The 12566-nt window shown below is 64.4% G+C and carries 9 protein-coding genes; 7 read left to right on the top strand and 2 right to left on the bottom strand.

Going from position 1 to position 12566, the window contains the following annotated elements; all coding sequences use genetic code 11:
• Positions 1-38 precede the first annotated feature (38 nt).
• From odhB to CBY09_RS18535, 4 genes are all read left to right on the top strand, one after another.
• Complete coding sequence (gene odhB / locus CBY09_RS18520) at positions 39-1313, top strand: 2-oxoglutarate dehydrogenase complex dihydrolipoyllysine-residue succinyltransferase (protein ID WP_094291034.1); 1275 nt, start codon at positions 39-41, stop codon at positions 1311-1313.
• 90 nt (positions 1314-1403) lie between these two features.
• On the top strand, positions 1404-2831 hold the full coding sequence (gene lpdA, locus CBY09_RS18525) for a dihydrolipoyl dehydrogenase (protein WP_094291035.1): 1428 nt from the start codon (positions 1404-1406) through the stop codon (positions 2829-2831).
• A gap of 84 nt (positions 2832-2915) precedes the next feature.
• On the top strand, positions 2916-4013 hold the full coding sequence (gene zapE / locus CBY09_RS18530; protein WP_094291036.1) for a cell division protein ZapE: 1098 nt from the start codon (positions 2916-2918) through the stop codon (positions 4011-4013).
• Positions 4010-4714 carry a hypothetical protein gene (locus CBY09_RS18535; RefSeq protein ID WP_094291037.1) on the top strand — a complete coding sequence of 235 codons (705 nt, stop codon included), beginning with the start codon at positions 4010-4012 and terminating at the stop codon, positions 4712-4714. The genes zapE and CBY09_RS18535 overlap by 4 nt, the downstream gene beginning before the upstream one ends.
• Positions 4715-4850: 136 nt before the next feature.
• On the opposite strand, the gene CBY09_RS18540 is transcribed toward CBY09_RS18535, so the two are convergent.
• Positions 4851-5657, bottom strand: a complete 807-nt coding sequence (locus CBY09_RS18540; RefSeq protein ID WP_094291038.1) for a PP2C family protein-serine/threonine phosphatase — start codon at positions 5655-5657, stop codon at positions 4851-4853.
• Between the two features lie 107 nt (positions 5658-5764).
• On the opposite strand from CBY09_RS18540, the gene CBY09_RS18545 reads away from it, so the two are divergent.
• Complete coding sequence (locus CBY09_RS18545; RefSeq protein ID WP_094291039.1) at positions 5765-5968, top strand: YdcH family protein; 204 nt, start codon at positions 5765-5767, stop codon at positions 5966-5968.
• Positions 5968-8028 carry a DNA repair helicase YoaA gene (locus tag CBY09_RS18550; protein WP_094291040.1) on the top strand — a complete coding sequence of 687 codons (2061 nt, stop codon included), beginning with the start codon at positions 5968-5970 and terminating at the stop codon, positions 8026-8028. Before CBY09_RS18545 ends, CBY09_RS18550 begins: the two co-directional genes overlap by 1 nt.
• Here the strand turns inward: CBY09_RS18550 and CBY09_RS18555 are convergent.
• Positions 7991-8788 (bottom strand): outer membrane protein assembly factor BamD, encoded by a 798-nt coding sequence (locus tag CBY09_RS18555; RefSeq protein WP_094291041.1) that lies wholly within the window; start codon positions 8786-8788, stop codon positions 7991-7993. The genes CBY09_RS18550 and CBY09_RS18555 overlap by 38 nt on opposite strands.
• Before the next feature lie 196 nt (positions 8789-8984).
• On the opposite strand from CBY09_RS18555, the gene dnaE reads away from it, so the two are divergent.
• Complete coding sequence (gene dnaE, locus CBY09_RS18560) at positions 8985-12524, top strand: DNA polymerase III subunit alpha (RefSeq protein WP_094291042.1); 3540 nt, start codon at positions 8985-8987, stop codon at positions 12522-12524.
• Positions 12525-12566: the final 42 nt, after the last annotated feature.

Genomic DNA, 12566 nt, shown 5'->3' on the forward strand with positions numbered 1-12566 from the left:
ACGAACACAGAACAGAACCCCTACCGAAAGAATTCAAAATGGCTATCGTAGAAGTCAAAGTCCCCCAGCTGTCCGAATCCGTGGCAGAAGCCACCATGCTCAACTGGAAGAAGAAGCCCGGTGAAGCCGTGGCCGTGGACGAGATCTTGATCGAGATCGAAACCGACAAGGTCGTGCTCGAAGTGCCCGCACCCTCTGCTGGCGTGCTGTCTGAAATCATCCAGGGCGACGGTGCCACTGTGGTGGCTGATCAGCTCATCGCCAAGATCGACACGGAAGGCAAAGCGGGCGCCGCTGCAGCAGCTCCTGCCGCTGCCGCACCAGCCCCCGCTGCCGCTGCACCTGCACCTGCTGCAGCGCCTGCCGCCGCTGGTGGCTCCAAGGGCGATGTGGCCATGCCCGCCGCTGCCAAGCTGCTGGCCGACAACAACCTGTCTGTCTCGGCCGTGGCCGGTTCGGGCAAGGACGGCCGCGTGACCAAGGGTGACGTGCTGGCCGCCGTGGCCGGTGGTGCCAAGGCTGCTGTCGCAGCTCCCAGCGTGATCCCCACTGGTGTGCCCTCCAAGGCACTGCCCCAGGTGGCAGCGCCCGCTGGCAAGGAAGACCTGAGCGGTCGTCCCGAGCAGCGAGTGCCCATGAGCCGCCTGCGCGCCCGCGTGGCAGAGCGTCTGCTGCAGTCGCAAGCCACCAACGCCATCCTGACCACTTTCAACGAAGTGAACATGGCGCCGGTGATGGACCTGCGCAAGAAGTTCCAGGACAGCTTCACCAAGGAACACGGCACCAAGCTCGGCTTCATGTCCTTCTTCGTGAAGGCCGCCGTGCATGCCCTCAAGAAGTACCCGGTGCTGAACGCGTCGGTGGACGGCAACGACATCGTCTACCACGGTTACTTCGACATCGGTATCGCCGTGGGCTCGCCCCGTGGCCTGGTGGTGCCCATCCTGCGCAATGCAGACCAGATGAGCTTCGCCGACATCGAGAAGAAGATCGCCGAGTTCGGCAAGAAGGCCGCAGAAGGCAAGCTGGGCATTGAAGAAATGACTGGCGGTACGTTCTCGATCTCCAATGGCGGCACGTTCGGCTCCATGCTGTCCACCCCCATCATCAACCCGCCCCAGTCGGCCATCCTGGGCGTGCACGCCACCAAGGACCGCGCTGTCGTGGAAAACGGCCAGATCGTGATCCGCCCGATGAACTACCTGGCCATGTCCTATGACCACCGCATCATCGACGGCCGTGAAGCCGTGCTGGGCCTGGTGGCAATGAAGGACGCGCTGGAAGACCCATCGCGCCTGCTGTTCGACATCTGATCCCCTGACTGCATTGACCCACCCGCGTGGCCCGGCCTCTGGTCCTGCCCGCCGGTGGGTCTTTCTCCAACTGACTGAACGAGATTTCCCATGAGCAAACAATTTGATGTGATCGTCATCGGTGGCGGCCCTGGTGGCTACATCGCCGCCATCCGTGCCGCCCAGCTGGGCTTCAACGTCGCCTGTATCGACGAGTGGAAGAACGACAAGGGCGGCCCCGCACCCGGTGGCACCTGCACCAACGTCGGTTGCATCCCCTCCAAGGCGCTGCTGCAATCGTCCGAGCATTTCGAGCATGCCAACAAGCACTTTGCCGAGCACGGCATCACGGCCACTGGCGTCAAGATGGACGTGGCCAAGATGATTGCCCGCAAGGACACCGTCGTGAAGCAGAACAACGACGGCATCCTGTACCTGTTCAAGAAGAACAAGGTCAGCTTCTTTCACGGCCGCGGCTCGTTCGTGAAGGCTGCCGAAGGGGGCTACGAGATCAAGGTGGCGGGTGCCGCTGAAGAGACCATCGTTGGCAAACAGATCATCATCGCCACCGGCTCCAACGCCCGTGCGCTGCCCGGCACGCCGTTCGACGAAGAACTGGTGCTGTCCAACGACGGCGCGCTGCGCGTCGGCGCGGTGCCCAAGAAGCTCGGCCTCATCGGCTCGGGCGTGATCGGCCTGGAAATGGGCTCGGTGTGGCGCCGCCTGGGTGCCGAAGTCACCATCCTCGAAGGCCTGCCTACCTTCCTGGGCGCGGTGGATGAGCAGATCGCCAAGGAAGCCAAGAAGGCCTTCGACAAGCAGGGCCTGAAGATCGAGCTGGGCGTGAAGGTCGGCGAGATCAAGACCAGCAAGAAGGGTGTGAGCATTGCCTACACCAACGCCAAGGGCGAAGCCCAGTCGCTGGAAGTGGACAAGCTCATCGTCTCCATCGGCCGCGTGCCCAACACCATTGGCCTGAACACCGAAGCTGTGGGCCTGCAGCTGGACGAGCGCGGCGCCATTGTGGTGGACGGCGACTGCAAGACCAACCTGCCCGGCGTCTGGGCGGTGGGCGACGTGGTGCGCGGTCCGATGCTGGCGCACAAGGCCGAGGAAGAAGGCGTTGCCGTGGCCGAGCGCATCGCCGGCCAGCACGGTCACGTCAACTTCAACACCATTCCCTGGGTCATCTACACCAGCCCTGAAATCGCCTGGGTGGGGCGCACGGAGCAGCAGCTCAAGGCCGATGGCGTCAAGTACAAGGCGGGCAGTTTCCCCTTCCTGGCCAACGGCCGCGCACGCGCACTGGGCGACACCACCGGCATGGTCAAGATGCTGGCCGATGCCGAGACCGACGAAATCCTGGGCGTGCACATCGTGGGCCCGCAGGCCAGCGAGCTGATCTCCGAAGCTGTGGTCGCCATGGAGTTCAAGGCCAGCAGCGAAGACATCGCACGCATCTGCCACGCACACCCCTCCTTGAGCGAAGCCACCAAGGAAGCGGCCCTGGCCGTGGACAAGCGCACTCTCAACTTCTGATATTTGAATAAAGAAGGGCTCCAGCGCCTGCTAGTCATGCGCTGGTTGCTATCAAATTCATAGTATCAGAAGGGTGCGCATCCCGTGACAGTCAAACAGGCTTACCTGGCCGAGCTGGCCGCCAAAGGCTACCAAAGCGACCCCGCCCAGTTGCGGGCCGTGGATGCGCTGCAGCGCTGTGCCGATGAATGGGCCGCCTACAAGGCGCGGCGTTCCAACGCGCTCAAGAAGCTGATCAACCGGCCCGAGATTCCGCGTGGCGTGTACATGTACGGCGGGGTGGGGCGGGGCAAGAGCTTCCTGATGGAGTGCTTTTTTGACGCCGTGCCACTCAAGCGCAAGGTGCGCCTGCACTTTCACGAGTTCATGCGCGAGGTGCACCGCGAGCTGGTGGCGCTGCAGGGCACGCAGAACCCCCTCGACGTGCTGGGCGAGCGCATTGCCAAGCGCTACAAGCTCATCTGCTTCGACGAATTCCACGTGGCGGACATCACCGATGCCATGATCCTGCATCGCTTGCTGGTGGCGCTGTTCGACAACGGCGTGGGTTTTGTCACCACGTCCAATTTCAAACCGGACGATCTTTACCCCGGTGGCCTGCACCGCGACCGCATCCTGCCCGCGATTGCATTGCTCAACGAGAAGCTGGAAGTGGTCAACGTGGACAACGGCACCGACTACCGGCGCCGCACGCTGGAGCATGTGAAGCTCTACCACACGCCTCTGGGCCCCGAGGCCGACGCCGAAATGAGCCAGGCCTTCGACCAGCTGGCCGAAGTGCATGACGAAGATCCGGTGCTGCACATCGAGCAGCGCGAGATCCGCGCACGGCGCAAGGCCGGTGGCGTGGTGTGGTTCGACTTCAAGGCGCTGTGCGGCGGCCCGCGTTCGCAGAACGACTACCTGGAGATTGCCACGCAGTTCCACACCGTGCTGCTTTCTGACGTGCCCTACATGCCGGTGAGCATGGCGTCGCCCGCGCGGCGCTTTACCTGGCTGGTGGACGTGCTGTATGACCGGCGTGTCAAGCTCATTCTGTCGGCGGCTGTGCCGCCCGAGCAGCTTTACACCGATGGGCCGCTGGCACACGAGTTTCCGCGCACTGTGTCGCGTCTCAACGAGATGCAGTCCAAGGAGTTCCTGGACCTGGAGCGTCGCATGGTGGATACGGGGCTGACATGATGCAGCGTGCATTTTTTGCTGCAACGGTGCTTGCCACTGTGCTGGTGCTGCCAGTGGCTCCCGTGTGGGCCCAGGCCGCCGATGGAACACAGGACAGCGCTCAGGCCGCTGCGGCTGCGCATCGCAAGGCCGAGCACGAACGCATCGGCCACGAGCGCGAGGCGCTGGCTGCCGTGCGCCAGAAGGAGGAAGCAGCCTGCTACAAGCAGTTTGCGGTGGAGGACTGCCTGCGCAGTGTCCGCACCAAGGCACGTGAAGCCGGCGATCGGCTTCGTGCCCAGGAGGTGGAGTTGAACGACGCCGAGCGCAGGGAAAAGGCGGCTGAGCGCCTGCGCTCCATTGAGGAAAAGCAGAAGGCCGTGCCGCCTCCGGCGTCCAGAGGGCAGGGCACGGATGCCACGGTGCGCAAAACCCCGGCAGACCCCGCGAGCACCAAGGCGCAGCGGGACCACGATGCCGAGCAGCGCGCACTGTTGCAGCGCAACCGGGTCCAGCAGCATGACAGCGAGCAGGCTGCCCGTGCGGCTGTCCAGGCCGACCGCGCCGCCCAGGCGCGCATTCGCCATGCAGAAACCCTGAAAGCGGCGGAGGAGCGCCGCGCCCGGGTCGAAAAGTCCCAGGCTGATGCGGCCGCAAAGGGGCACCCGCCTGCTGCGCCGTTGCCAACACCGGCGCGGGCAGTATCCAGTCCAGTGCGCTGATTGCCTGAAAAGTGCAGCAGGGGCATCGTCGGCCCGCTGGCCCATTGATTTATGGGGGCAAGCTGCTCCGCTGGTGGGTCGCCGTCATAGCAGCCTGGCTTCCCGATAGCCTGATACAGGCGCCGTGGGCTGTGGGTCAGGCGCGGCCTGCGTCGATCGGAACGAGGCGTGCGATCTTCTTTTCTTCGACCAGCGCTTCGATCTTCACGATGACCAGCGACAGGTTGTCGCCGCCGCCCCGGGCCCGGGAGCGCGCCTTTTCAATCAGGAACTCGGTGGCTTCGCGGGGCGACAGCGAATCCACCACCGAGGCCAGTTCGGTAGGCGAGAAGTAGTGCCAGACACCGTCGCTGCAGGCGAGCAGTACATCACCCGGTTGCAGTTGCGGAATGATATGGGTGGTGATGGGCGGGTCGCTCTCGGTGCCCAGGCAGCCCACCAGGATGTTTGAGTGGGGGTGGTTGTTGGCCTCGGCCTCGGTCAGCTCGCCCCGGTCCACCAGCGCCTGGACATAGGAGTGGTCGCTGGTGCGGAACACCATGCGGGGGCCCTGGAAATGGTAGATGCGCGAGTCGCCTGCATGCACCCAGTGGCAGTCTCCTCGGGGGTTGATGAGGAAGGCCGCAATCGTGCTGTGGGGTTCCTGTTCTGCCGAAATGGCCGTCAGGCGAATGACGATGTGGGCCTCTTCGACCATGTTCTTGAGCATGGACACCGCGTCGTCGGTGTCGGGCGAGTAGCGCTCGAACAGCTGCCGCGCGGTCATCATGACCTGGTCCGATGCCTTGCGGCCGCCACTGCGACCGCCCATGCCATCGGCGATCACGCCCAGCACGCAGCCATTGTGTCTGGCGTGGGAGATCAGGGCGACCTGGTCTTGCTGGTATTCCCGGTCGCCCTTGTGGATGCCGGTGGACGCGATGAGGCGAAACGCTTTGGTCATGCTGGTGATTGTGGGGGCGCGTGCACAAACGCTCGTCGTGAAAACGGGCCAAGCGCGTATTATCCGCCCGCCTGTGGCATTTTCGCCATGCTTGTGGCGCTCCTGCCTTGAAACCCAGCCTCCACTCTCCCCACCGACAACTGATCGAATTGCGCATGGAACATGCCGATCTGGATGCCTTGATCGATCGCTGCGCCCCGGATGCGGCGCCCGACGAACTGGCGCTGCGGCGGCTGAAGAAGCGCCGCTTGGTCCTGCGCGATGCGATGGACCGACTGGAACGTGAGCTTCTGCCGCAAGAGCCTGCCTGATGTCGCTGGTTGACATGGTGGCGGAGGTGTTTGCCGCCGGTGGTGTTCTGGAGCGGGCGGAGGCACACTTCCAGCCCCGCGAGGGGCAAACCCAGATGGCCTGCGCCGTCGCACGGACCATCGAAGCAGGGGGCGCTTTGGTGGTGGAGGCGGGCACCGGGGTGGGCAAGACTTTTTCCTATCTGGTGCCCGCCCTGCTCAGCGGCGAGCGGGTGCTGCTGTCCACCGCCACCAAGGCGCTGCAGGACCAGCTTTTCGCGCGGGACCTGCCCTGGCTGGTCGAAACGCTGGGCATGCCGGTGCGCATGGCGCTGCTCAAAGGCCGTTCCAGCTACCTGTGCCTGTACCGCATGGAGCTTGCGCGCCAGGACGCGCAGGCCCAGGACCGGGGCGTGGCGCGCGTGCTGGCCAAGGTCGAAGACTGGTCACACCACACCCAATCGGGCGACCTGGCGGAACTGACGGGGCTGGATGACCGCTCGCCCGTGATTCCCCTGGTGACCTCCACCCGCGAGAACTGTCTGGGTTCGCAATGCCCCCAGTTCCGCCCCTGTCATGTGCATCGGGCGCGGCGCGAGGCGCTGGCGGCCGACATCGTGGTCATCAACCACCATCTGTTTTTTGCCGATGTTGCAGTGCGCGAGTCGGGCATGGCCGAGCTGTTGCCCACGGTGCGCGTGGTGGTGTTTGATGAGGCGCACCAGATCAATGAGACAGGCGTGCAGTTCCTGGGCACCCAGTTGTCCACGGGGCAGGTGACGGATTTCAGCAGGGACCTGCTGGCCGCAGGCCTGCAGCATGCCCGGGGCCTCGCGGACTGGGTGGGGTTGTCCCGCCGGGTGGAGCTGTCGGCGCAGGACCTGCGCCTGGTCGCTCGCACGGTCACGGGTGCCACCAAGCTACGGTGGGCGGATGATGCCCCGGAGGGATTCCCGGCCGAGCATTGGCACGGCGCCTTGCGCGGCGTGGCGCTGGCCTGCGCGCAGGCCCAGGAGGCGCTCGATACGGTCAGCGAGATCGCACCAGACTTTGTGCGCCTGTATGAGCGCGGCTCGGAACTGCTGGCGCGCCTGGCCCGCTTTTCAGGTCCCAGCGATCCCGAGGTGGTGCGCTGGGTGGATGTGGGCACGCAATTGCGGCTGGTCGAATCGCCGCTGGACATTGCCGATGCCATGCGCACGCGCTTGCTGGGAGCGCCTGCCGAGGCTTCTGAGGGCGCGGGCGGCGATGGCTGGCCGGATGACAGTTCCGCAGGTCCGGGCCGGGCCTGGATCTTCACCTCGGCGACCCTGGGCGACGACGAGCGCCTGAGCTGGTTCACTGAACGGGCGGGGCTGCAGGAGGCCCAAATCCTGCGAGTGGCCAGTCCGTTCGACTACCCGGCGCAGGCCGCACTGTATGTGCCGCGCCACTTGCCTTCACCCGCCGACCCGGCCCACAGCCCAGCGCTGGCGCAATGGGTGGGCCAGGCGGCCGAGCGGCTGGGGGGGCGCACCCTGGTGCTCACCACCACGTTGAAGGCGTTGCGCGCGGTGGGGGATGCACTCCAGAAGCGGTTTGTGTCGTCAGGAGCGCTGGAAGTGCTGGTGCAGGGCGAGTGGCCCAAGCGGCGGCTGATGGAGCGTTTTCGGGAGGGGGCGGACCATGGCCAGCCGGGCTGTGTGCTGGTCGCGTCCGCCACCTTCTGGGAAGGGTTCGATGTGCCCGGCGACGCGCTGCAGCTCGTGGTGATCGACAAGCTGCCGTTTCCGCCCCCAGGCGACCCCTTGGTCGAGGCGCGCACCCAGCGGATCGAAAAGGCGGGAGGAAAGGCTTTCAAGGCCTATGCACTGCCCGAGGCTGCCGTGGCGCTCAAGCAAGGGGCGGGACGCTTGATCCGGCGGGAGTCGGACCGGGGGATTCTGGTGGTGGGGGACACCCGCCTTGTCACCATGGGTTACGGCAAACGCCTGCTGGCCGCATTGCCGCCAATGCGGCGGCTGGAGTCGGAAGAGGCTTTTGAAGAGGCCTTGCAGGCGCTGCTCACCAGACCTTCCACCACGGATCCGACTTGCCCTTGAAGCCGCCACTCATATAGGGGCTTTGGGGATAGGACTTGTCCATCACGCGGCGCGCGTCATCACGCAACTGGGTCATGCCCAGGGCGTCATACGACTGGATCAGGATGTACAGCGCTTCCTCCAGCGCGGGCACGCCCTGGTAATCAGCCACGGCCACCTGGGCGCGGTTGATGGCCGCCACATAGGCGCCACGCTGGAAGTAATAGCGGGCCACATGCACTTCGTACTGCGCAAGCGAGTTGACGATGTAGGTCATGCGCTGGCGCGCGTCCTGCGTGTAACGCGAGTCTGGGAAGCGGGTGGACAGTTCGCTGAAGGCTTCGAACGAGTCCTTGGCGGCCTTCTGGTCCCGCTCGGACAGATCCTGGCGCGAGATGAAGGAGAACAACCCCAGGTTGTCGTTGAAATTCACCAGGCCCTTGAGGTAGAGCGCGTAGTCCAGCGCGGGGCTGGCTGGGTGCAGCTTCATGAAGCGGTCCAGCGTGGCGATGGCCTGGGCCTTTTCACCGGCCTTGTAGTGGGCGTAGGCCTTGTCGATCTGGGCCTGTTGCGCCAGCGGAGTGCCGGCTGCACGGCCTTCGAGCTTTTCGAGCAGCGGAACCGCCTTGTCGTAGGCGCCGCTGCTCATTTCGTCCTTGGCTTCCGAATGGATACGGTTGGGGCTCCAGCCGGCCGTTTTGTCTTCGGGGGTGCTGGAGCAGCCCGCCAGCAGACCGGCAAGCAGCAGGGCGGAAACGAGGGGCAATGGGGCACGCAGCATCGCAAGCAGCTTTCAGCAAATGAGGGAACAGGTGCACATGGGGCTGGGTTCGTCCGGGGCGTGAGTTGCGCTTCCGGCCCAAGGGTCCACAGGCATCTTGAACAGAAAAGGCATTGTACTGGGGGCCGTTGCCGCCCAGCGGCGCCGTAAGCTCTGCTTTCAGGCGGGCAGGTGCAGGGCTTTCTACAATGGCTCCATGTTTGTTCACCTGCGCCTGCACACCGAATTTTCCGTCGTGGACGGGACCAACCGAATCGATGAGGTGGCCAAGGCGGCCGCCAAGGATGGCCAGCCTGCATTGGCCATCACCGATCTCAACAACCTTTTTGGCGCGATCAAGTTCTACAAGGAAGCCCGGGGCAAGGGCGTCAAGCCTATTCTGGGTGCAGAAATTTTTCTGGAAGGCGAAGCGGGGGCGGCGCCATCGCGAATGATCGTGCTGGTGCAAAGCCGTCAGGGCTACCTCAACCTGTCAGAGCTGCTGGCCCGCGCCTGGACGCGCAACGTTGTCAAGAACCTGGCGCTGTGCACCTGGGCGTGGCTGGAGGAGCTGTCGGAAGGCCTGATTGCCCTCGCGGGCGCGCAGGCGGGTCCGGTGGGGCAGGCCTTGCTGAAGGGGGATGAGTCTGGCGCGGCTGACATCGCGCTGCGACTCGCGGGGATTTTTCCGCACCGCTTTTACATGGAGTTGCAACGCGCGGGCCGCGCCGACGATGAAGCCCATGTGGCCGCAGCGGCCCAATTGGCGGCGCGCCTGAACCTGCCGGTGGTGGCCACACACCCGGTGCAATTTGCCACGGCGGATGATTACGAGGCCCATGAGGCCCGCATCTGCATTGCCGAGGGCGAAATCCTTGCCAACCCGCGCCGGGTGCGCAAATTCACCCGCGACCAGTATTTCAAGTCATCGGCCGAGATGGAGGCGCTGTTCGCCGATGTGCCTTCGGCCATTGCGAACACGGTGGAAATCGCCCAGCGTTGCAACTTGACGCTGGTGCTGGGCAAGCCGCAACTGCCGGATTTTCCCACGCCCAATGGCATGCCGATCGACGAGTACTTTCGCTACGCCTCTTTTGAGGGGCTGGAGGCGCGGCTCAAGCTGCTTTTCCCCAAAGAGTCCGACCGCGAACAGCAGCGCCCGCGCTATGTGGAGCGGCTGGAGTTCGAGATCGGCACCATCCTCAAGATGGGGTTCCCCGGTTACTTCCTGATCGTGGGCGACTTCATCCAGTGGGCCAAGGAAAACGGCTGCCCCGTGGGACCCGGACGGGGGTCGGGCGCGGGCTCACTCGTGGCCTATGCGCTCAAGATCACCGACCTGGATCCGCTTGAGTACAACCTGCTGTTCGAACGCTTCCTGAACCCCGAGCGGGTCTCGATGCCCGACTTCGACATCGACTTCTGCCAGGGCAACCGCGACCGTGTGATCGACTATGTGAAGGAGAAGTACGGCAAGAACGCAGTGAGCCAGATCGCCACCTTCGGCACCATGGCCGCCAAGGCGGCCATCCGTGACGTGGGCCGGGTGATGGACATGAGCTACACCTTCTGCGACGGCATCTCCAAGCTGGTGCCGGGCAAACCGGGCATGTCGTACACCTTGCAGTACCCGCCCGAGGTGAAGAAGGAGGGCGACAAGAACAACTACGCGCTGGAGTTGGAGCCCATGCTCTACGAGCGCGTGCGCAAGGAAGAAGACGTCAAGACTGTCATCGAGATGGCGCAGAAGCTCGAAGGCATGACGCGCAACATCGGCATGCACGCCGGGGGCGTGCTGATTGCGCCGGGCAAGCTCACCGATTTTTGCCCGCTCTACCAGCAGCCGGGTAGCGAATCGGCTGTGAGCCAGTACGACAAGGACGACGTGGAGGCCATCGGCCTCGTGAAGTTCGACTTTTTGGGCCTGGCCACGCTCACCATCCTGGAGATTGCGCGCGAGTTCATTATCAAGCGCCACAAGGGCCAGGAGAACTTCACCTTCGAGACCGTGCCGCTCGACGATGGCAAGACCTACAAGCTTTTTCAGGACGGGCTGACCGAGGCCGTGTTCCAGTTTGAAAGCCGGGGCATGCAGGGCATGCTCAAGGAGGCTAAGCCCAGCCGCCTGGAGGACTTGATTGCCCTGAACGCGCTGTACCGCCCGGGCCCCATGGATCTGATCCCCACGTTCGTGAACCGCAAGCACGGCAAGGAACCGGTGGAGTACCCGCACCCCCTGGTCGAGCCCGTGCTGGCTGAAACCTACGGGATCATGGTGTACCAGGAGCAGGTGATGCAGACCGCCCAGGTGCTGGGCGGTTACAGCCTGGGTGGCGCCGACATGCTGCGCCGTGCCATGGGCAAGAAGAAGGCCGAGGAGATGGCTGAGCACCGCGAGATCTTCCGCAAGGGGGCGGCCGAAAAAGGCATCGGGCAGGAAAAAGCCGACGAGGTGTTCGACCTGATGGAGAAGTTCGCGGGCTACGGCTTCAACAAGTCGCACGCTGCCGCTTACTCGCTGCTGGCCTACCACACGGGCTGGCTCAAGGTGCACTACACGGCTGAGTTCTTCTGCGCCAACATGACCGTGGAAATGGACGACACCGACAAGCTCAAGGTGTTGTACGAGGACGCGGTCAAGCACTTCGGCATGACCTTCGAACCGCCGGACGTGAACCGGGGCAAGTACCGGTTCGAGCCCGTCACGGACAAGATCATCCGCTACGGCCTGGGCGCCGTGAAGGGCACGGGCCAGCAGGCCATCGAAGCCATTGTGGCCGCACGAGAAGGGCGGGGCGAGGGGCCGAACGGCTCCACCTCCGGGCCCTTCAAGAGCCTGTTCGACTTCTGCCTGCGCGTGGACAAGGCGCGCATGAACAAGCGGACGGTAGAGGCCCTGATCAAGGCGGGTGCGTTCGATTCGATCAACATGAACCGCGCGGCGCTGGTGGCGTCCATCGACCGGGCCTTCGATTTCGCGGCAGCCTCGCTGGCCAATGTGAACCAGGGCGGGTTGTTCGACATGATGGGTGATGACGTCCATGGCTCCAGCACGCAGGAGCCCGACCTGGTGGAGGCCTTGCCCTGGGGTATCAAGGAACGGCTCACGCTGGAAAAAACCGCAGTGGGCTTTTACCTGTCCGGCCACCTGTTCGACGAAGTGGCTACCGAGGTGCGCCGCTTTGTGCGTACACAGATCGACGAATTGCTCGACAGCCGCGAGCCCCAGGTGCTGGCCGGGATCATCAGCGACTTCCGCGTCATCAACGGGCAGCGGGGCAAACTGGCCCTGTTCAAGCTGGATGACAAATCCGCTGTCATCGAGGCATCGGCCGATGAAGCCTTGCTCAACACCTACCGCAACCAGCTCAAGGAAGACGAGTTCGTGGTGATGATGGGGCGCCTGCAGCTGGACCATTTCAGCGGAGGCCTGCGCGTGAAGGTGCAGCAGGTGTGGGATTTGGCTGGTGCACGCTGCCGGTTTGGCAAGTACCTGCATGTGGTGGTGGGAGACAAGCTGCCCGATGTGCCCCGCCTGGTGCAGGAGTTTCCCGCGCGGCGGGAGGAGAGTGCCGAGGGCGAGGTCGCGGTGCATGGCCTGCGAGTACGCATGGGTGTGCGCTGCAAGGCCGAGGACGCAGCGGCGGTGGCAGAGCTGCAACTGGGGGAAAACGCGCGGTTTTTCCCGTCGGATGCGGCCCTGGCGGCATGGACCGCGCAGGCGGGCCCAGGGGCGGCCACGGTGGTGTACGAATAGGGCAGGGGGTAAGCGGGCGGCGCGGTCCCAGGGTGTGGCTCC

Source organism: Acidovorax kalamii, assembly GCF_002245625.1.
GTDB classification, from domain to species: Bacteria; Pseudomonadota; Gammaproteobacteria; order Burkholderiales; family Burkholderiaceae_C; genus Acidovorax; species Acidovorax kalamii.